The sequence below is a fragment of the Aliinostoc maniaoense genome, assembly GCF_058172895.1.
Genome location: NZ_CP187952.1, coordinates 2,078,351 through 2,098,023, shown reverse-complemented (window position 1 = coordinate 2,098,023; position 19,673 = coordinate 2,078,351). Strand labels below are relative to the sequence as shown.

Sequence of the window (19,673 nt, the reverse complement as noted above, 5' to 3'; positions counted from 1 at the left end):
TTTTTATATAGCTGCCATCTCGCGGGGTGAGTCTTGAGGCGCACGTTGTCCTTTAATTATTAATTGGACACCACGCGCTGGTGCAAGGGTGACACCTCTACGCTGGGGGGTTTCTGGTTGATTGTTGGCTAACCCTAATTCATAACGTGTGAGGAGGGTAGCTAGCACTAATTTCATTTCAAACATAGCTAAAGCTTCGCCTAAACAACGGCGCACACCGCCACCAAAGGGGATGAACTCATAGGGAGAGTATTGGCGTTCTAAAAAGCGTTCGGGATTGAATTGCTTGGGTTGGGGATATAAATCTTCACGCTGGTGGGTGAGATACATACAACCAACTAAAATTGTACCAGCTTCTAAAGAATGTCCCAGGAGTTCCACTGGTTCTTGAACTACTCTAGGAAATGTCAGCATCGCCACAGGATGAATCCGCAAGGTTTCATTGCAAACAGCCGTTAGATAAGGCAACCTAAAAATAGTCATGGTATCTGCTGAATTATCAAGGGTATTTAATTCTTGAAGCAGTTTTTCCCGCACTTGTGGCTGTTTATGAATCCAATATAATGCCCAAGCGATCGCTGTAGCTGTGGTTTCGTAGCCAGCAAATAATAGTGTCATCAATTCATCACGCAATTCCTGATCTGTCATGGGATTGCCGTCTTCGTCATGAGATGACATCAATAAAGAGAGAATATCAATTTTGTCGGAATTATCCTCCGATCGCCGTTGAGTAATTTCAGTGTAAATTAATTCATCTATTTGTTGGCGATCGCGCAAAAATTTACCCCAGGGACTCCACGAGCCTAAATCCTTTTGTAGTGCGGGGAAAAATAAGAAACTGGAAGTGAAGGGCGAATTAAATAAATCCGCCATCTGCATCAATCCTTTTTTCAGGCGTTGACTTTTTTCCCCTTCATGAACACCAAAAACTGTCTGCATAATCACTTCCAAGGAAATCTCCTGTGTGGCGTTGCGTGCAGCAAATGGTTTAGATGTGGGTAGCTGATTCCAGACTTTTTCTGTGATTTGGCGAATTAAATCCCCATAACTTCGCATCCGATCCCCATGAAAAGATGGCATCACTAACTGTCTGCGTCGTCTATGGCGATCGCCTTCTAACATTATGACTGAATAGTCACCTAGTATTGGTTGTAAAATTTTATTGTCTTGAGACAGTGCGAGAAAATTTTTGCGATCGTTAGTTAAAATCTCTTGGATAGCTTGGGGATCATTGACAAATACCAAGGTATTACCAAAACCAACCACTTCCGCCGTAAATATGTCTGGATATTTTGTAACTGCACTCTCCATATATCCTACAGGGTCAATCACCCATTGAAGTTTCTGGAGCAAAGAAGGTTTATTCAGAGGATTAGGACGGTACATTGAATTTTTGTCCCTAAAACTTGTATTTATGCCTATATTTAATGAAGTGTAACGCGTCTAGCTTGATATGGGGGCAGGGGGCAGGGGAGCAGGGGGCAGGGGGGCAGGGAGCAGGGGGCAGGGGAGACAGGGGAGACAAGGGAGAAATATTTACCCCAATGCCCAATGCCCAATGCCCAATGCCCAATGCCCAATGCCCAATGCCCAATAACTATCGACTAAAAGGTTTTACCCAAGACAGATGGAGAGCAATATCAACAGCGATCGCCGCCATTGCAAACCACAATATACTTTCACCGACTAATACTAAAATGGGTATAACTGTACTTGTACTACTAAGATTTAACCCTTCAATTTGAGTCAAGCCACGTACTAAACCGAAAGCCAACACGCCACCAGAGTTTAAATGTGGGTTTTGATCAGTGCGGATGATATAGCGGTAAGTCACACCGAATAGTAAACCCGAAAAACCAGCGATCGCTCCACTCATTAACCAATACCAGTTAAAATCTCTTTGCAGACTTACGAGTACGGAAAAATACTTCGCCAACACAAAGGTATTGATAAAGCTAGTAATTAAGAAAGCCAAACCCAAAGCCAAACCCGCAATAACTCCGGCTTTGAGGGATTCTAGCCGTTCTGCCATATATTGATCATCTAAAATTCGCTGCATAATTTAAATTGAAATTGGAATTACAAGCGTCTCTTGTAAAGACGCGATTTATCGCCTCTTGATGAGAGGTGTGGGGCATGGGGCATTGGGCATTGGGCATTGGGGTAAATATGTCTCCCTTGTCTCCCTTGTCTCCCCGTTCGCGTAGCGTCCCGCAGGGAAGTTCTGTACGGAGGAAACCTCCGCTCAGACTTCTCTCCTTGTCTCCCCTGCTCCCTGCTCCCTGCTCCCCTGCTTGTTCAAGAGAGCCAAAGGGGCAGAGGTGAAGATAAAGATGAGAAAATTGCCCACTACCCAGACCCCAGTACCCAGTATGATAAATATTAGAGACGTTTTGTAAATAATTTCAAAAGTAAAACTATGGCGATTTTGACATTGGGTTGGGTATCACTACTAGTTGTGTTTACTTGGTCAATTGCAATGGTAGTATGGGGTCGTAACGGACTATAGAGGCATCGTGGAAAGTCCAGTTTTGAGTATTTTGGCTTTAGTTGCCTTAGTGCTGCTAGTAGTAGTTACCGGTGGTGTTGGCTATTTAACCTTAGCAGACTGGCGCGATCGCCGTCTGCAAGAGAACGAAAAACGCGAACTCCGACGCAGCACTACTAAGCGACGATGATTCACTAGTGGTTAAGACAGACCAGTTTTCTCAGTATATTTTCTTAGGGACACGGTATTTATCGTGTCCCTAAATTTTTAGATCAGGACATTCTTGACGTAGCTTGCTTCCGCGTAGCGGTACTACGAATTACGAATTACGAATTACGAATTACGAATTACGAATTATTATTGAAGAGCTTTCAATTTTTCCCACCAGAGATTGAGGGGATAATAGAGAACAGGGGCCCAGAGACTGCTAAGAATAGCGGAGGCTAAGGTGACACGCTGATAATATGCCCAGATTAAATCGTGAGAGCGATCGCCTGCTAAATGTAATAACAACCCAAACCCAGTTTCTGCAATCATTGCCATCACAAACACAATTAAGGCAATGGAAATAAAATCTTCTTGTATAAAACGCTGCTTTTGAATTAATGCTGTTAAAAATCCTACTAAGCCCAAAGTAATGGCATGAGATGGTTGAGGCGCAGTCATAGCATCTTGAAGTAGACCTAAGATAATACCTGCTAACGTTCCCGCCCACACAGATCGCTTGACACTCCAAGCAACCACCCAAATTAATAACCAATTAGGCCCTATTCGCAATAACTCCATGCCTGGAAAGCGCGTTGGCAATAATAACAAACATAAGAATACAGAGCCTACTATAATGCCCCAATCCAGTACACGTAACCAACCTGGATGCCAATCCGCCAAAGTCTTGTGTCGATTGCGGAATTTTCGCTCTGGCGGTTTTGACTTGTTACTAAATGAAGGTATCTTCATCATTGTTAAGAGACTTAGTTGAATTAGAGTTTTAGTGCGAATTGCGAATTGGTTTTATGGTTTTGGAGTTGTTGATTGCTGATTTTCTAACTCTGGGTTTTGGGCTTTGGGATAGACAGCAACCCAATCTAGGGAGGTAATTGGGGGAAAAAGTTCAACTTTGGCAATAGAACCTTCTAAAGACTTAATTTTTCCTACTGCCAAACCTGCGGGGAATTTCTGACTATACATAGATGTAGAAACTAAGTCTCCCACCTTGACATTTGGGACTTTTTCATAAAACTCTAATACAGCTTCCGCAGAAGAATCTCCTCTGAGTACACCTTTGGCAGAAGTGCGGCTAATAGCGACACCAACTTGACTTTTGAGGTCACTAATTAATAAGACGCGGCTGGTGTTGGGTGTGACACTTGTAACTAAACCCACTAATCCCCCTTCTGCCTTGACAACATAACTTTTCTGAATACCCGCATTTGAGCCACGGTTAATTGTCACTTGTTGCCACCAATGGTCAGCACTACGCCCTATAACTCTAGCGGCAATCGGTCGTGATGAAAGGGGTTCTTTTTCGGCGTAACCTAATAGGCTTTGGAGCTTTTTATTTTGAGTTTCCAGTTCAGTAATTCGTGTTTGTAACTCCAAAAATTGAGCATTCTTGAGGAGTTCTTCTTGACGTTCTTGAGGCGTTGTCCCCGTTGGTAACATTTGTAGAGGACGGCTAATTAACTGGTATACTTCCAATAAAAATTCTCCTTGGGTTTGGCGTACTACCCAAGCACCACCCAAAGCTAAAGCCACTAAACCGACTTGTAAGGTTTTGCGATCCCACCAACGACGTACAGTAACCATCTATAAACCTACTTCTATAAATCAAAAAATACTGGATTCTATTTATATAAAACCCAAATTACAACCAAATAGAACCCAATATCTAAAATTTTTTGATCACATATTGCGAGAACGTCCGCTAAATACTCTTTCTAGCTGTTTGAAGTTTTCTAGCACCCGCCCTGTTCCCAACACAACACAGCTGAGAGGATCAGCCGCAATATGAGTCACAATACCTGTTTCATGGCTAATGAGGGTATCTATGCCTTTGAGCAAAGCACCGCCACCAGCTAGCATAATCCCTCTATCAATAATGTCTGCTGCTAATTCTGGGGGTGTACGTTCTAGAGTACGTTTCACCGCTTCGATAATCACAGATAGGGGTTCTAACATACTTTCACGAATTTCTGGCCCTTTGATGGTCACGGTTCGAGGTAGACCAGAAAGCAAATGTAAACCACGGACTTCCATCATGGCAGTGTCATCATCTTGAGTAGGATAAGCAGAGCCAATCTTAATTTTGATATCTTCCGCAGTACGTTCCCCAATAACTAAATTATGCACTTTTTTTAAGTACATGATGATGGATTCAGTTAATTCATCTCCCGCGATGCGTACTGATTCACTTAACACTGTGCCTTGCAAACTCAACACAGCAACTTCTGTTGTTCCACCACCAATATCGATAATCATATTCCCAGTTGGTTCAGCGACTGGGAGTCCTGCACCAATAGCAGCTGCTACCGGTTCATCAATTAAATAGACTTCATCGGGTCTAGCTCCAGCTTGCACCGCCGCATCCATCACGGCTCGTCTTTCTACCCCGGTGACACCACTGGGAATACCAATGACTATTCGAGGTTTAATTAATGACCTACCATCATTGACCCGTTGAATAAAGCTTTTGAGCATCAATTCTGCTGTGTCGAAGTCAGCAATGACACCATCCCGTAAAGGCCGCAAGGCAATGACATTTCCCGGTGTGCGACCCAGCATTTTTTTAGCTTCTTCTCCTACTGCTAAAGCTACCTTTTCGTTTTGATCGATCGCCACTACAGAAGGTTCTTGCAGTACAATACCTTTACCAGATACATAAACGAGGGTATTTGCAGTACCGAGGTCGATACCCATATCCCACGATGAGCGAAAGTTGCTGAACAGACCCACTCGTCTCTACGCCCCCTAATTTGCGATAATTCTAGACTACAACTGTAAAAGAGAATCGTGCTGGATTCTATTATTTTTTGGTGACAGAGTCTAGCCCAACACTCTATTTTGTGATGACTTGGGATAATTTTTACCCAGTTTTTCACATCTATCTATCTGATATCCTTGGACTAGTAAAGTATATCCGTAGATTTTTTCAGATTCTTCAAGTATTTTTGCTGATTTTTATACGTGGATTTTTGAGAGAGTTGTGGAAAGATTTGCAATCAAGTCACAATTCGCTATGATGATAGTCAGAATAAATCAGTACTTCTGTACTAAAAGGTGAAGTAAGTATATGAATATTAATATTGTTACCCTAGTTGGTCGAGTAGGCACTGATCCAGATATCAAATATTTCGAGTCTGGGAGCGTTAAGTGTAGATTAACCCTAGCAGTGAAACGGAGATCACGTAATAGTGATGAACCTGACTGGTTTACCTTGGAATTATGGGATAAAACAGCAGAAGTAGCTGGAAATTATGTCCGCAAAGGTAGTTTAATTGGAATCAAAGGTTCTTTGAAGTTTGACACCTGGAGCGATCGCCAAACCGGAGCTAACCGTTCTACACCTATCATTAGAGTAGATCAATTAGAATTACTGGGTTCTAAGCAAGATAGAGAGGCAGGTGGAGACTTTAGCTCAGAACATTTTTAATGTCTATCCGTCAGGCATTGGGCTAATCAATTCAAAATTCAAAATTCAAAATTCAAAATTAAAGAGTTTTACTCCCCCTGCTCCCTGCCCCTTGTCTCCCTTGTCTCCCTTGTCTCCCTTGTCTCCCCTGCCCCCCTGCCCCCCTGCCCCCCTTCCAATTTTAAGATTTTTGGCAAATAGGAGTTGCGATCGCCCCCCGCCTTTCGCTACGATCTGTAAGCTTTGGGATTATAGTATTGGTTGGGATATAGCTACGCTCACGTAGATTATCCGGCTGCAACCCAAGTTAATCAGATTTTACAGGAAAAACGGAAAACAATGGCGAAACGCATACAATTAGTTTTAACTAAGGATGTCAGCAAGCTAGGAAAATCTGGCGATTTAGTGGAAGTAGCTCCTGGCTATGCGCGAAATTATCTGATTCCTCAGAGTTTCGCAACTCATGTGACTCCCGGTATTCTCAAGCAAGTAGAACGCCGTCGGGAACTAGAACGGCAACGGCAATTAGAACTCAAACAACAAGCACAAGAACAAAAAGCAGCTTTAGAAAAACTTGAAAGCTTGCAAATTGCCAAGCAAGTTGGTGAAAACGAAGCGATTTTTGGTACTGTTACCACCCAAGACGTTGCTGATGCTATCCAAGCTGCAACAGGTCAAGAAATCGACCGTCGTGGTATTACCATTCCTGATATTGGTAAGTTGGGTACTTACAAAGCAGATATCAAACTGCATTCTGAAGTTACAGCACAAATCAATATTCAAGTCGTGGCTAGTTAGACTGGGGACTGGGGACTGGGGACTGGGGACAAGGGAGACAAGGGAGACAAGGGAGGGGGGAGTGTGGGGAGAGAGGGGAGTGTGGGGGGAAAGATTTGTTCTCCACCATCCCACACCAAGCACACCAAGCACACCCTGCGCCATTCCCAATGCCCAATGCCCAATGCCCAATGCCCCATGCCCAATACATAGAATATGGCTGAAGAATTAAGTTTTGAATCCCGTGGTAGTAATAGCCTACCACCCCAAAACATCGAAGCGGAAGAGGCGATTTTGGGGGGTATTTTACTAGACCCAGAGGCGATTAGTCGAGTGAGCGATCGCCTCAAACCAGAAATGTTTTATATTAGTAGCCATAAAGATATCTATCAAGCTACACTCCGTCTACACCAACAGGGAAAACCTACAGATTTACTTGCAGTCACCAGTTGGTTAGCTGACCATGATTTACTGACTAAAGTTGGTGGGAGAAATAAACTAGCCACCCTTGTAGATCGTACAGTTTCGGCAGTAAATATTGATGCTTTAGCAGGGTTGGTGATCGAAAAATACCTGCGACGGCAATTAATTAAAGCTGGTAATGAAGTTGTTCAACTAGGTTATGAGACAGAGACAGAATTACCCATAGTTTTAGACCAAGCGGAACAAAAAGTATTTAGTGTTACTCAAGAAAAACCTCAGTCGGGATTAATACATATATCTGATGCTTTAATTAATAATTTTCAAGACATTGAAGAACGTAACCAAGGCATTGCTTTACCGGGGATTTCCTCTGGCTTTTATGATTTAGATGCAATGGTTAACGGTGGTTTTCAGCGTTCTGATTTAATTATAATTGCTGGTAGACCAGCGATGGGAAAAACTAGTTTTTCTATGAATATAGCCCACTATATAGCTAGTAGTTTAAGGCTACCAACTGCTATATTCAGCTTAGAAATGTCTAGAGAACAATTGGCACAACGTTTATTAGCCAGTGAAGCCAGAATTGAAAGTAGTTATTTGCGGAGTGGTAGAATTAGTCAAAATCAATGGGAGCAATTAACTCATGCTATTCAAATTCTTGAGGATATGCCCATTTTTATTGATGATACTCCCAATATAACTATTACAGAAATGCGGAGTCAGGCACGACGATTACAAGCAGAACAAAATACAGAATTAGGTTTAATTTTAATAGATTACCTGCAATTGATGGAAGGTGCAGGTGATAATCGTGTACAAGAATTATCAAAAATTACCCGTTCTCTCAAAGGTTTGGCGCGGGAATTATCTGTACCTGTGATTGCTTTATCCCAGCTAAGTCGCGGGGTGGAAGCACGTACTAATAAGCGTCCGATGTTGTCTGATTTAAGAGAATCGGGTTGTTTAAGTGGGGATAGTTTGGTAACGTTAGCCGATAGTGGTCTACAAGTTCCTATTAGAGAATTAGTAGGTAAATCTGGTTTTGCAGTTTGGGCTTTAAATGAAACCACAATGCAACTAGAAAAAGCAATTGTTAGCCATGCCTTTTCTACAGGTGTCAAGCCTGTATTTACCTTAAAAACTCGATTGGGAAGAAAAATTCGCGCTACTGGTAATCATAAGTTTTTAACTATTAATGGTTGGCGCAGATTAGATGAATTAAGTCTGCAACAATATCTATGTTTACCTAGACATTTACCTAGTTTTGGTAAACAAACAATGACCTATGCTGAGGTAGCATTATTAGGTCATTTAATCGGTGACGGTTGTACATTACCACGTCATGCTATACAGTACACCACCAGAGAGATTGATTTAGCTGAGAATGTTGCTTTCCTAGCGAAAGAAGTTTTTGGAGATGCAATAGTTTCTAGAATTTCACCTGAGCGTGACTGGTATCAAGTGTACTTGTCAGCCTCACAACGCTTAACTCATGGTGTAAGAAATCCTATAGCCAAATGGCTAGACTCTCTTGGTGTTTTTGGCTTAAGGTCTTATGAAAAATTTATACCTCAAGAATTATTTTCGCAACCGCAAGATTTAATAGCTTGCTTTCTCAGACACCTGTGGAGTACAGATGGTTCTGTGAAGTTACTTGCAGGGAAAAAGCCAAGACCTATTGCGTATTATGCCACTAGTAGCGAAAGGCTAGCTTTTGAAGTACAGACACTTTTGTTAAGGCTTGGCATTAATGCCACACTCAAGTCAATTCCTCAAATTGGGAAAGGTAGAGATCAGTATCATGTGAAAATTACTGGTAAGCCTGACCTTGAATTATTTATTCAAAAGGTAGGAGCTATAGGAGAGTATAAGCTAGCTTCATTACAACAAATGTCTGAACATTTAGAAAACTCCACTCATAACACTAACAGAGATATAGTACCCAAAGATGTTTGGAAAAAACACGTTGTACCTGCAATGCAAGCTGTTGGAGTGACTACACGGTTATTACATTCTGAACTTGGAATGTCATATTGTGGTTCTACGCTTTACAAGGTAAATTTAAGTCGTAAAAGAGCTTTAAAAGTTGCCAAAATTGTTCAATCAAGTGAATTATTTGCGCTTGCAAACAGTGACGTTTATTGGGATGAAATAGTTGGCATTGAACACAGTCTAGAGGAAGAAGTATTTGACCTCACTGTTCCTGGGTTACATAATTTTGTTGCAAATAATATCATTGTTCATAATTCTATTGAACAAGATGCGGATTTAGTTATGATGCTATATCGAGATGATTATTATAATCCTGATAGTCCCGATCGCGGTATTGCAGAAGTCATAGTTGCTAAACATCGTAACGGCCCGACAGGTACAGTCAAATTACTATTTGATCCGCAATTTACCAAGTTTAAAAATTTGGCTAGACAGGGTAATTATTAGACCGCTAACCTAAATAGCTAACTCAGGAGCAGTAAATATATGTTAGGATTTGACCGCATTACATTTGACCCACAGATTATGGGTGGACAAGCTTGTATTCGGGGAATGCGAGTGCCAGTTTCACTAATTTTAAATTTGGTTGCCAATGGTAAAACTGCGGCTGAAATTATAGAAGATTATCCATATTTGGAATCGGAAGATATTCAGCAATCATTGATGTATGCTGCATGGTTAGCACGCGAACAAGTCTTTCCCATACTTGGTGAGCAAGTTGGATGAAATTTTTAGCAGACATGGGTATCTCACCACGTACTGTAAATTGGCTCAAATCTGCTGGTTATGATGCGGTACATTTAGTTGATGAAGGTCTAGAAAGATTAGCAGATGATGATATTTTAGTAAAAGCTCGGTTTGAAGGGCGAATTTTGTTAACAGTAGATTTGGATTTTGGTTATTTATTAGCAGTAACTAAAGCTACATTACCCAGTGTAATTTTATTTAGATTGGGAAATGAAAGTTACGAAATTATCAATGAATGTTTGGCAGAAGTATTGAATCGCTTTGAGTTGGATTTAGCCACAGGTGCGATTATTTCTGTGAGCGATCGCTATTTTCGAGTCAGAAAATTGCCTATCTAAATAACAGCATACAATGATATCATATCCTGTTCAACAGTTGCTACATCACAAGTATGAACAGGACATGATATTCAAGATGTATACAATAAGTTTATTCAATTTGCAGGGTAGAACTGGCTGAACGTCCAAATTCTTCCGGTGCGTATTGTAAATGCACTTCCGCACCAGGCCAAAGGAATGTACCAGGAGTTACAGAACGGACTAAGTAGTGTAGGCTGTAAACTCCTGGTTCAAGGTGGTTAGCGTAGGCGATAATGCGATCGCGGTAGATATTTCTATAGCCAAGTTGCCAACTATCAGCCTGTGCTTGTAAGGCGGCTGTTGCAGTTTGAAAACTTTGATCTACGGCTTCTAATCCTGCTGGTAATGGATCTTTAATGACTACATGATCTACAGGATGATCTGCAATTATTTCTAAACCAATATCAAATACCTGTCCACTGTCTACATTCAATGGTTTATCAAAAGCGTAAATTCCTGTTTTTTGTAAAGGCTTGCGTTCTCCAACTTTGCTAATAGCTTTTGTCACCCGTAAACCGTTAAATCTTCCTGGTTGATTTCCTGGTAAACGGTAACTATAAGCTACTAAATAATGTAGTTTACCATTACCAGATTTTTGCAGTGTTAAATCATGACGACCACGAGGTAATTTATCCATTGCTAAATTTAGCTGTAAACTAGGATTTTCATATCCATTAAAGCGGTTTTCTCCTAATTTTTTACCTGCTAATTGAACTGTGGTTAAAAAGTTGGGTGGTGTGGGTTGGAGTTGGCTATATTCTACTAATGCTGTCAAAGCTTGAGCATTATTATAGTTAGTTTGCCATGTGCCATCCCGTCGTAGTGCTAACAGACTTTGGAATAATTTATCGATGACTTCGGGTTTACTTTGATTGGCGATAAATAACCTTAAAGCCTGCGCTTGTGCTGTGGTATTTGAACTCATCCATTCCCAACTGCGGGGTAAGCTAATCACGGCTGTACGTCCAGTTTCGTAGATATTTTCTTGTAACTGGTTCAACATTTGTTGTGATTCATCTCGCCATTCTGGGAATTGTGATAAATATCTTGCTAGTTTGATTTGGGTGACGATATCAAAGCTATTACGCTGTTGATAAATATCATTCAAGAAACTATTGCGTTTATCTCCAAGTTCTGCTAAAGCAATTAAAGCATTGAGTTGGAGTTGAGTTCTACACAATCGGTGTATACAAAAATTATATTGTCTGGGATTTGCTAAGACTTTCTGCAAATAATTCTTTAAGCGGGATAACATGGCAGTATTTACCGCATTGGGAAAGACTTTTTGCGCTTGGATTAAAGATTCAGCAGCGTAAGCAGACACCCAAGGATCTGATTTTTCTTGTCCTGGAAAGGCTGCAAAACCACCATCGGCGATTTGCAATTTTTCTAATTGAGTAATAGCTTGATTTGCCTGTTGCTGAGGGTTGAATGTTGCAAAAGTTTGGCTATATTTCTGAGATAAAGTTTGTAAATTAGCCGCAATTGTTAACTGACTCGCCGCAGGTTCAGCAAAGGGTAAATCATCATTTGCTAATACTTGTTTGGCTGGTGCTTTGATTTCGGGAATTAAGGTACTCGCTAGTTGAATATCTAAACCGCCAGCATTGGGGTAGACACTTTTATCAACATTGAGAGGAATTTTGACTTGCTTTTCAGTTACGCCGGTTTCTACAACTTGTTCTGTAACTTCTAATGGCTTGACTTCCAATGGCACAGCAAAGGCATCGGCGGCTGTATTATTTAACTGGGTGGTAAAGCGGACTTGCGCTACACCGACATTTTCCGCCACCATTGGAAAGCGATAAGCTTGAGTTGCTGACTCGGTTTTGGTTTGTAAATTGGTGGTGTTGGGGTTTTTCTGGGCAAATTTGACATTACCCTGAAGTTCACCGTTAATTGTTAAGTTTCCTGAAGTGCCAGTGTTATTGGTGACAGATAAACCGGCTAAGATGCGATCGCCTGGACGGACAAATTGTGGCAATATGGCATTAGTTAGCAGTGGTTTGGTAGTGATAAACGTCGCCTCACCATTCCCAAAGCGGAGATTTCCATCGGTAGCGACAACCATCACCCGCCATGTCGTTAAATCATCGGGTAATTTAAAGTTTATCTGCGCCTTACCATTAGCATCGGTGAGAACGGACGCATTATAGTAAGCTAAAGGCTGAAAATCTGTGCGGACACGGGTATTAGCTGCACTATTGGAAAAACCGCCACCATAACCCCAGCCTTTGGGTTTAGCCACATCTTGGGGTTGTATCACCACATCAGGACGATTATCGCTGAAGCGGGTAGATATGGGTTGTTCTGCATAAACTGTATCTACCAAATTTGGTGGACGATAACCAGATAATTGTAATACTGCTTCATTCACCACCATCACAGTTAATTGTCCTTGGGTGGGGTTGTTTTGGTTGTCTTTGAGTTCTAATTGTACGGTTGAGTCTGCACCCGGTTCTAGTGATGCTTGCAATGGCGTAACTTGCACTTTTAAATATTTATCTTGCAAGTTGACTTTGAAAGGTGTAAACCCAATTTTAACTAATTTATCTAAACTTCCTACTTCTACTTGGCTAATAGGTTTCCCTTGTCTAACTAACACAGCTTCAACTGCTGCATTCGGTAACATTTCTGGCGTAACTTGAAACTGAATTTGTGGTGCGCCACCGGAAACTTTTGTTAGTTGTTGATACAGGGGTTTATCTTTAATGACGGCAAAATATAACTCTGCGTCTGCGTAGGGAGATTGAATTAATGCGGTAGCAATTTCACCAGGTTGATATTCTTTTTTATCTAACTTAACTTCTAAGCGATTTTGTTCTTCTGAACCCCAATAAACAGAGTTATTTCCTGTCACCCAAATCTGGCTATCTGTGGCTGTCAGTTCTTCTTGAGTATTACTAAAGTTAGCGCGAATACGGTATGTACCTGATTCAGTTGGTGTTAATTTGACAATTTTCGGACTGTCTGCTGATAACACTTCAGTCTGTGCGACTGTTTTATATTCAACTTGATTTTTAGCTGTGTTACTTCCTTCAACTACTTGCGTCACACTACTATATTTCATCTGTTGTAATTCTAGCCGCACCCGTTGATTAGTAATTGGTTTTCCTGTAGGTTCAGTGACAATTACTTCTACCGGAAATTCTTTACCAGCATTAGCAATGAAATTCGTTTTCAAACCAATGAGACGGTTACTTGGTAAAGCTGTAAAAGATTTAGAATTAGCCACAGATAAGTTAGAAACATCTGCAACTTGCACATCTACACGGTAAGTCATGGGATAGGGTAAATCTTTCGCTACTGTTACCGTTTGACTGGTTGTCCCTTGTGCATCTAATTTGGTGTTAGTTTCTAAAACATCACTGGGTACAGCAGGACTTTCTTCAGGCCAAAACCATTGTCTACCAAAACTAAATTCTTCCCAACCTTTCGGGATGAAATTCTCTTGGCGACGAGTGATAAAATACTTGGCTTCTCCTCCCTCCACAGGCGCGCCAAATAAATAATTACTCGCTGCTTTCGCTTCTACTTGTTCGCCAACTAAAGCAAATTCTTTGTCTAAATCGAGTTCAACTTTAAAATTCGGGGGTTTAAATTCAGCTACGCGAAACTCACCAGAAATTTCTCTCCCATCTTTACCTTTAGCTTGGATATTGTAATAGCCTAATTTTTGAGTTTTATTAATTGGTAACTCTAGAGAAAACGTCCCAAATTCATTTGTATTTTTCTTACCTAAATCTGTCTTCTGTCCATCGGGATTTACCAGAGTTAATTGATATGGTGCATTTTTATCTTGCTGGATAGCACCATTGACTAAATAATCTGCAAAACCAGTGAAAGCCGCCTTTTCTCCTGGTTGATATAACTGCCTATCTGAGAATATCACCCCACGAGATACTGGTTGATTATCTGCCCAACCTGCATCAATTCCATAACCATAAACACCGCTATATTCTTCGGTTTTAGTAAATGTCCAATCTTGATTTTCACGGGCAACTACTAATAATTCTGGTGATTTGACAAACTTTTTATTAGTTGTATAACATGATTGTAAATCTGACAGTTGCAGTCTTAAATTACCATCATTATCTGTTTTACCTGTAGCACAAGGTTGCACCGGATCACGATATTTCGCCTCAAATCTTAATTGATAAATTTCAATTGGTGCAGCTTGCACAGGCGAACCATCACTGAGATGATTAACACGAATCAAAGCAGATTCAGGAAACCATTGGCTAAATACACCTAAATTGGTTAATTGTACTAAGCCGTAAATTGTAGGTTCTCGCCACAGTTCTTTACCATTATCTTGATATTTATTTGTGCGTGCCTGTACACCATAGGCTAACATTCCTGTAGCAGCACCAAGCTTTTCTCGTAGTGGTACAGTGACATCAACTTGCTGATTTTTCTTATTGGCAACTTTAAAGTTTTCCCATGCAGTAGGTTTAGGTAATAAATCAGTATTATTCCCTTGGGGATAAGCACCTCTGACGTAAACTAAATCTGTAGGTTGTACTACTTGATAAGCGGCTTTATATTGGGATTCTGGGAGATTAACTGTACTAATATTGAGTTGTAAATTCTGCCCGGATGGAAAAATATGTAAATCCGATGGTGTCCAAATATCGCCTGCTAAATCACCAGTATTGTATTTCAGGGTGACAGGTTTACTCAATGTTTGTCCAAACTTATCTTTTAAATCTTTGCCAATAGTAATTGTGTAATTGGTAGCTGGATTTAAAGCATAAGGGTTGATAGTGACATATCTATCTTCTTCACCAATTTGCAACAGTCTAGAAATATCTCGTGGTGCGGGTTCAATTTTAATATTTTCCCTAGCTGAATCGGCAATTAATATATTATTAAATTCTAGTTGGGGAGTACCTTTAACAAATCTGCCATAAGTTCCGCCTGCGTCTGGTTGTCCGTAAAAATGAATTTCTTGAAATTTTAAAGGTGAATAGGTGGCTATTTTACTGACAAATTCTTTTTCTGTTGGTAAGTTACCCGTTGCAGGTAAGATACCAGGGGAAAATACGAGGCGGTAATTGGTGGCTTTATCTAAGTTTTGCTGGGGAAATAAATCATATACCCAATTGCGGGTTGAGGGGTCAAATTTTTCTGATGCTTCTGTTGTTTTTGTGGCTTCGTCTTTGGTTAAAGCTAATTTGAAATTAATTCCTTTATTTTTACCTTCGGGAATTAATTGGAGATGTTCTTGTACGGAAGCTAAGTTAAGTTCTGTGTTTGAGGTAAATTGCAGTTTTGGTTGTAAGTCTACTGGTTGAATTTCGGCTTTTTCTACAGGGTTTACACCTGGTAAATTTGTGATTTCAATTGGTTCTGTGTTAAATGTCCATGCTAAATCTTTGTCTAGGCGATGATTTTTTAAGTCTGCTAAACCTGCTTTGAGGGTAACTTGTAATCTGGTGGCTTGGGGTAGGGCTTGTTCTGGTTGAAAGCCTACCATACGGGGTGTTAAAAAGCGAAATTGTCCGGGTAAGGGTGGCCAAAGTGCAAATTTTTGTAACAGGTTTTGTTGTTCGGGGGTGTCTAGTTGTTCGACGGGAATTAATGGTTCTTTGAAACGAATGCGAATTTGGTTGAGGGGTTTGGCGTTACCTATGGGGCTAATTTGTTCAATCCAATCTGGTAAATTGGGGGGGGTGAGTGCTTTGACGGTAGGAAGTTGTTGTTTTGATGATATGCCAATGAAGTTACAGGATGCGATTCCTATTGTGAGGGTAAGGATTAGTAGGAATCGCATGAGGGTTTTTATAATCATGCTGGGTAGGTGATTTAGGATAAGATTTGTTTCGCGCAGAGGCGCAAAGACGCAAAGGAAAAGAGGATGAGTTTTATACATTATTTATATGGATAACCAATTTTGTAGGATTGTTTCCTGAAATGATTACAATTTTTAATTGTTTGGTTTTGATGAATTTTTGTAAATTAATTGGGTGGGAAAACGTTAAGTTGAAAGCTGGATGTGTAGTTATTTGAGATGAAATAGTATTTAATTGTGTGATGAATAGGGTAAAGGTTTGGCGGCGGAAGATTACACAACAATTTAGACGGCGTAAAAGTATTAAGGTGGTTTTAGCTGTTTTGTTGATGTGCTTATTTGTGCGATTGTTGCCTTATTTTGCACCAATTCGTGCTGCTGATATTAGACAAAATCAGTTGGCTTTGGAATTTAGCGATCGCAATGGTTTACCATTAGGTACAATCCTCACTCGTGACCAAGAACATACGGCAGTTGTACCACTTAAGGAAGTTTCACCGCAGTTTATTCAGGCAATTTTAGCGGCGGAGGATGGTAGTTTCTATCATCATGGTGCGTTGGATATCAAAGCTATTATCCGCGCTAGCCAAGATGCTATTCGTCAGAAAAAAATTGTCTCTGGTGCTTCTACTATTACTATGCAGTTGGCACGGATGTTAGCACCGTCTCCCCGGAATTTTTCGGGGAAATTGCATGAGGTGTGGTTGGCTTGGCGGTTAGCAGCCGGGATGAATAAAGATGAAATTTTGTCTGCATATATTAATCGTCTGCCAATGGGCGGTAATATCTACGGTGTAGAAGCTGCCGCTAGAACTTATTTTTCTATTCCCGCTAGTGATTTAAATATTGCCCAAGCTAGTCTACTGGCTGCTATTCCTAATAATCCTACTTATTTTGATCCGTTACAGCATGGGGAAAGACTCAAGCAACGACAAAAATATGTGCTTAACCGCATGGTGCAGGATGGATATATTACTCAGCCAATAGCTGAAAAAACCCTCACGGAAAACGTCGTCTTTCAGTCACGCACAAGAGGAATTTTCGCCGCACCTCATTTTTTATTTTGGTTAGCCAGTCAGCCATCCCAGACTGAAATTACTTCCCCTGTTCGCACTACTGTAGATAAACCTTTACAACAATTTGTAGAAGCGCAAGTACAGCAGGTTATTTCTAGCCTTACCGCTAACAATGTCAATGATGCGGCGGCTTTGGTAATTGACAACCATACGGGGGAGGTTTTAGCTTATGTTGGTTCACCTGATTACTTTAACGAAGCTAAACTAGGACGCAACGACGGTGTACAGGCTTTACGTCAACCCGGTTCTACCCTCAAGCCGTTTGTGTATGAGTTGGCTTTAGAAACAGGTGCAATTCGTCCAAACACCATCTTGGCAGATGTCCCCACCCATTACGCTATTCCCGGCGCACAACTTTATAGTCCCACAGATTACACCGAAAAATTCCTCGGCCCTGTCAGAGTCCGCATCGCTTTAGCCAATTCTCTCAATATACCAGCCGTGCGCGTTTTAGAAAAAGTCGGCGTACCATCTTTCTTAACACGTCTGCATCAACTCGGCTTTACCCACCTCAAACAAACCCCAGAATATTACGGTTTAGGTTTAACACTCGGTAGTGGTGAAGTCACCCTCTGGGAACTCGCCCAAGCCTACGTCGCCCTAGCCCAACAAGGAAAAACCACCCCGTTAGTAACCACCCTTCCCCATTCCGTTAACCCAATTCCCTTAACCCCAAATCCCACTACATGGCAACTCATCACCGATATGCTCAGTGATAATCATGCCCGTGCCACTGCTTTTGGTGTAGACTCAGTATTAAACTTGCCCTTCCCCGTAGCTGTAAAGACTGGAACTTCCTCCAACTACCGCGATACTTGGACAGTCGGCTACACTACCGACTACACCGTTGCAACTTGGGTAGGAAATTTTAACGGTGAACCGATGCGCCAAGTGTCAGGAGTGATGGGTGCAGCACCGCTATGGCAGCGTATCATGTTACACCTGCACGAACGCCAAGAGCCAGCCGCTTTTCCCTCTCCAGCAGGTTTAATTAAACTACCTATCTGTGCTATTTCTGGGTTAAAACCAACACCAGAATGTAACTCTGTGGTGCAAGAATATTTTTATCCTCAAGATAAAATTGCCTACGAAAATCAGCAAGATTTTAATTTACCTTCAGAGTATAACGAATGGCTAGCAAAACAGCCGTCATCAAGTTTAGTTGCTGATAAATTGAGGATTGTATCTCCCCATAATGGTGATGTGTTCTTGTTATATCCGGGTGGAGAAGGACAACAAAAATTAGAATTTAAATTAGCCGGAAATCCATCTAATTCTGTAGAGTGGTGGCTAAATGGAGAAAAGCTAGATAGTCAAGGTAAATCTACATTTTGGTACTTAAGTCCTGGTAGCTGGACTTTAGCAGCGAAAAGCGGGGAAAAAAGCGATAAAGTTACTTTTAATGTAGAGTTAGCTAATATTCGTCCGACTCGCCGGGGATTTTCTGTAGTGAGTTCTCAAAAAAACCCATAATCTCCAACAATATTCTATCACGGTTTAGGCAAGGGAGCAGGGGGCAGGGGGCAGGGGGAATTTCCAATCATACCAAAGTGCGATCGCACCCGTAAAATTATCCAGCACTTAAGTTAGCAATTGTAATTTGCTTATCACAATAAGATAAGATATATTAAGATTATTTGTGAAGTAATAACTAATGGGTATTTACTCATTACTCATTACTCATTACTCATTACTCATTACTCATTACTCATTTAATTAACCTACCTAACCAAAAAACAGTAAAAAAGCCTCATCAAACTGCAAGGTAAAACTATAACAAAATCACTTGTATTGATATGAATTTAACATCAGTAGTTAAGAAAGCTAGGGTTAATTCTGCGTTTAAGCAACTCATGTCTGTACATTGGATCATGTTTGTCTGTTACTTAGTTTTATTTATCACTGGTTCAGGTATGGCGCGTCTATCCCGTGGAACTTTTTTTAGATCAGAATTATATGATTTTCATAAATCAATAGGTGCTTTGGTATTAGCTTTACTCACTTGGCGGATTTTAGTTTTGTTGCGGGTATGGTGGCGAAAATACACTAAAAATTTGCCTAGATTTACTCCTGAATGGACACGTAAATTTATCCTGCATACTGTCCTTTATATATTGATGTTTGCAGTTCCAGTCAGTGGGTTCTTTTTTTCTAATTCTTATCGCAGTAATAATGTCAGTTTTTTTTGGTTGAAGTTACCTGATTTTTTTCCACAAAACTCTAGTTTAGTAGATTTAGGTAGAAGCATTCATTTTTGGATAGCCTATACATTTTTGGCTTTGATTCTGCTGCATACCCTACAACAATGGAAAGTTGTAAAGGCAAACTGGCGGAGATTTAAAAGCTTTTTTATCACGAAAGTAGGAATTAACTTCTGATAATGAATCAG

General features: G+C 40.7%; 17 protein-coding genes. 11 read left to right on the top strand and 6 right to left on the bottom strand.

Features of this window, described 5'->3' with window-relative positions; all coding sequences use genetic code 11:
• Positions 1–3: 3 nt before the first annotated feature.
• Entirely contained in the window at positions 4–1,386 is a 1,383-nt protein-coding gene (locus tag ACPZ3T_RS09330; RefSeq protein ID WP_490275469.1) for a cytochrome P450, read from the bottom strand.
• Between the two features lie 67 nt (positions 1,387–1,453).
• Here ACPZ3T_RS09330 and ACPZ3T_RS09325 point away from each other — a divergent pair, with 67 nt between their 5' ends.
• Positions 1,454–1,597: a hypothetical protein gene (locus ACPZ3T_RS09325; protein WP_490275467.1), complete on the top strand. Its 144-nt coding sequence runs from the start codon at positions 1,454–1,456 to the stop codon at positions 1,595–1,597.
• Here ACPZ3T_RS09325 and ACPZ3T_RS09320 read toward each other — a convergent pair whose 3' ends face one another.
• On the bottom strand, positions 1,598–2,059 hold the full coding sequence (locus ACPZ3T_RS09320; protein ID WP_490275465.1) for a hypothetical protein: 462 nt from the start codon (positions 2,057–2,059) through the stop codon (positions 1,598–1,600).
• Between the two features lie 360 nt (positions 2,060–2,419).
• Between ACPZ3T_RS09320 and petN the strand changes: the two genes are divergently transcribed.
• Entirely contained in the window at positions 2,420–2,509 is a 90-nt protein-coding gene (gene petN, locus ACPZ3T_RS09315; RefSeq protein ID WP_010998401.1) for a cytochrome b6-f complex subunit PetN, read from the top strand.
• A gap of 7 nt (positions 2,510–2,516) precedes the next feature.
• On the top strand, positions 2,517–2,678 hold the full coding sequence (locus ACPZ3T_RS09310) for a hypothetical protein (protein WP_490275463.1): 162 nt from the start codon (positions 2,517–2,519) through the stop codon (positions 2,676–2,678).
• Between the two features lie 167 nt (positions 2,679–2,845).
• Here ACPZ3T_RS09310 and mreD read toward each other — a convergent pair whose 3' ends face one another.
• The 3 genes from mreD to ACPZ3T_RS09295 all read right to left on the bottom strand — a co-directional run bounded on the left by mreD (position 2,846) and on the right by ACPZ3T_RS09295 (position 5,404).
• Entirely contained in the window at positions 2,846–3,445 is a 600-nt protein-coding gene (gene mreD / locus ACPZ3T_RS09305; RefSeq protein ID WP_490277168.1) for a rod shape-determining protein MreD, read from the bottom strand.
• 54 nt (positions 3,446–3,499) lie between these two features.
• A complete protein-coding gene (gene mreC / locus ACPZ3T_RS09300) occupies positions 3,500–4,294 on the bottom strand; it encodes a rod shape-determining protein MreC (RefSeq protein ID WP_490275461.1) in 795 nt (264 codons plus the stop codon).
• A 96-nt stretch (positions 4,295–4,390) separates the two neighbouring features.
• On the bottom strand, positions 4,391–5,404 hold the full coding sequence (locus ACPZ3T_RS09295) for a rod shape-determining protein (protein ID WP_490277167.1): 1,014 nt from the start codon (positions 5,402–5,404) through the stop codon (positions 4,391–4,393).
• A 373-nt stretch (positions 5,405–5,777) separates the two neighbouring features.
• On the opposite strand from ACPZ3T_RS09295, the gene ACPZ3T_RS09290 reads away from it, so the two are divergent.
• From ACPZ3T_RS09290 to ACPZ3T_RS09265, 6 genes are all read left to right on the top strand, one after another.
• On the top strand, positions 5,778–6,137 hold the full coding sequence (locus ACPZ3T_RS09290; protein ID WP_490275459.1) for a single-stranded DNA-binding protein: 360 nt from the start codon (positions 5,778–5,780) through the stop codon (positions 6,135–6,137).
• 318 nt (positions 6,138–6,455) lie between these two features.
• Positions 6,456–6,914 (top strand): 50S ribosomal protein L9, encoded by a 459-nt coding sequence (gene rplI / locus ACPZ3T_RS09285; protein ID WP_490275457.1) that lies wholly within the window; start codon positions 6,456–6,458, stop codon positions 6,912–6,914.
• A gap of 79 nt (positions 6,915–6,993) precedes the next feature.
• Positions 6,994–7,125, top strand: coding sequence for a hypothetical protein (locus ACPZ3T_RS09280; protein WP_490275455.1), 132 nt, complete (start codon positions 6,994–6,996; stop codon positions 7,123–7,125).
• Positions 7,110–9,755: a replicative DNA helicase gene (locus ACPZ3T_RS09275; protein ID WP_490275453.1), complete on the top strand. Its 2,646-nt coding sequence runs from the start codon at positions 7,110–7,112 to the stop codon at positions 9,753–9,755. The genes ACPZ3T_RS09280 and ACPZ3T_RS09275 overlap by 16 nt, the downstream gene beginning before the upstream one ends.
• A 39-nt stretch (positions 9,756–9,794) precedes the next feature.
• The gene (locus tag ACPZ3T_RS09270) at positions 9,795–10,034 is read left to right on the top strand and encodes a DUF433 domain-containing protein (protein ID WP_490275451.1); all 240 of its coding nucleotides are present in this window, start codon (positions 9,795–9,797) and stop codon (positions 10,032–10,034) included.
• A complete protein-coding gene (locus ACPZ3T_RS09265) occupies positions 10,031–10,393 on the top strand; it encodes a DUF5615 family PIN-like protein (protein ID WP_490275449.1) in 363 nt (120 codons plus the stop codon). The genes ACPZ3T_RS09270 and ACPZ3T_RS09265 overlap by 4 nt, the downstream gene beginning before the upstream one ends.
• A 91-nt stretch (positions 10,394–10,484) precedes the next feature.
• Here the strand turns inward: ACPZ3T_RS09265 and ACPZ3T_RS09260 are convergent, their stop codons facing one another.
• Positions 10,485–16,208: an alpha-2-macroglobulin family protein gene (locus ACPZ3T_RS09260; RefSeq protein WP_490275447.1), complete on the bottom strand. Its 5,724-nt coding sequence runs from the start codon at positions 16,206–16,208 to the stop codon at positions 10,485–10,487.
• Positions 16,209–16,450: 242 nt separating this feature from the next.
• On the opposite strand from ACPZ3T_RS09260, the gene pbpC reads away from it, so the two are divergent.
• Together pbpC and ACPZ3T_RS09250 are read left to right on the top strand one after the other, a co-directional pair.
• Positions 16,451–18,757: a penicillin-binding protein 1C gene (gene pbpC / locus ACPZ3T_RS09255; protein WP_490275445.1), complete on the top strand. Its 2,307-nt coding sequence runs from the start codon at positions 16,451–16,453 to the stop codon at positions 18,755–18,757.
• Positions 18,758–19,137: 380 nt separating this feature from the next.
• The gene (locus ACPZ3T_RS09250) at positions 19,138–19,662 is read left to right on the top strand and encodes a cytochrome b (protein ID WP_490275443.1); all 525 of its coding nucleotides are present in this window, start codon (positions 19,138–19,140) and stop codon (positions 19,660–19,662) included.
• Positions 19,663–19,673 lie beyond the last annotated feature (11 nt).

Coding starts and splice junctions, on each gene's coding strand:
- ACPZ3T_RS09330 (WP_490275469.1), bottom strand. CDS start 1,386: ATGTACCGTCCTAATCCTCTGAATAAACCTTCTTTGCTCCAGAAACTT.
- ACPZ3T_RS09325 (WP_490275467.1), top strand. CDS start 1,454: ATGGGGGCAGGGGGCAGGGGAGCAGGGGGCAGGGGGGCAGGGAGCAGG.
- ACPZ3T_RS09320 (WP_490275465.1), bottom strand. CDS start 2,059: ATGCAGCGAATTTTAGATGATCAATATATGGCAGAACGGCTAGAATCC.
- petN (WP_010998401.1), top strand. CDS start 2,420: ATGGCGATTTTGACATTGGGTTGGGTATCACTACTAGTTGTGTTTACT.
- mreD (WP_490277168.1), bottom strand. CDS start 3,445: ATGAAGATACCTTCATTTAGTAACAAGTCAAAACCGCCAGAGCGAAAA.
- mreC (WP_490275461.1), bottom strand. CDS start 4,294: ATGGTTACTGTACGTCGTTGGTGGGATCGCAAAACCTTACAAGTCGGT.
- ACPZ3T_RS09295 (WP_490277167.1), bottom strand. CDS start 5,404: ATGGGTATCGACCTCGGTACTGCAAATACCCTCGTTTATGTATCTGGT.
- ACPZ3T_RS09290 (WP_490275459.1), top strand. CDS start 5,778: ATGAATATTAATATTGTTACCCTAGTTGGTCGAGTAGGCACTGATCCA.
- rplI (WP_490275457.1), top strand. CDS start 6,456: ATGGCGAAACGCATACAATTAGTTTTAACTAAGGATGTCAGCAAGCTA.
- ACPZ3T_RS09275 (WP_490275453.1), top strand. CDS start 7,110: ATGGCTGAAGAATTAAGTTTTGAATCCCGTGGTAGTAATAGCCTACCA.
- ACPZ3T_RS09270 (WP_490275451.1), top strand. CDS start 9,795: ATGTTAGGATTTGACCGCATTACATTTGACCCACAGATTATGGGTGGA.
- ACPZ3T_RS09265 (WP_490275449.1), top strand. CDS start 10,031: ATGAAATTTTTAGCAGACATGGGTATCTCACCACGTACTGTAAATTGG.
- ACPZ3T_RS09260 (WP_490275447.1), bottom strand. CDS start 16,208: ATGATTATAAAAACCCTCATGCGATTCCTACTAATCCTTACCCTCACA.
- pbpC (WP_490275445.1), top strand. CDS start 16,451: ATGAATAGGGTAAAGGTTTGGCGGCGGAAGATTACACAACAATTTAGA.
- ACPZ3T_RS09250 (WP_490275443.1), top strand. CDS start 19,138: ATGTCTGTACATTGGATCATGTTTGTCTGTTACTTAGTTTTATTTATC.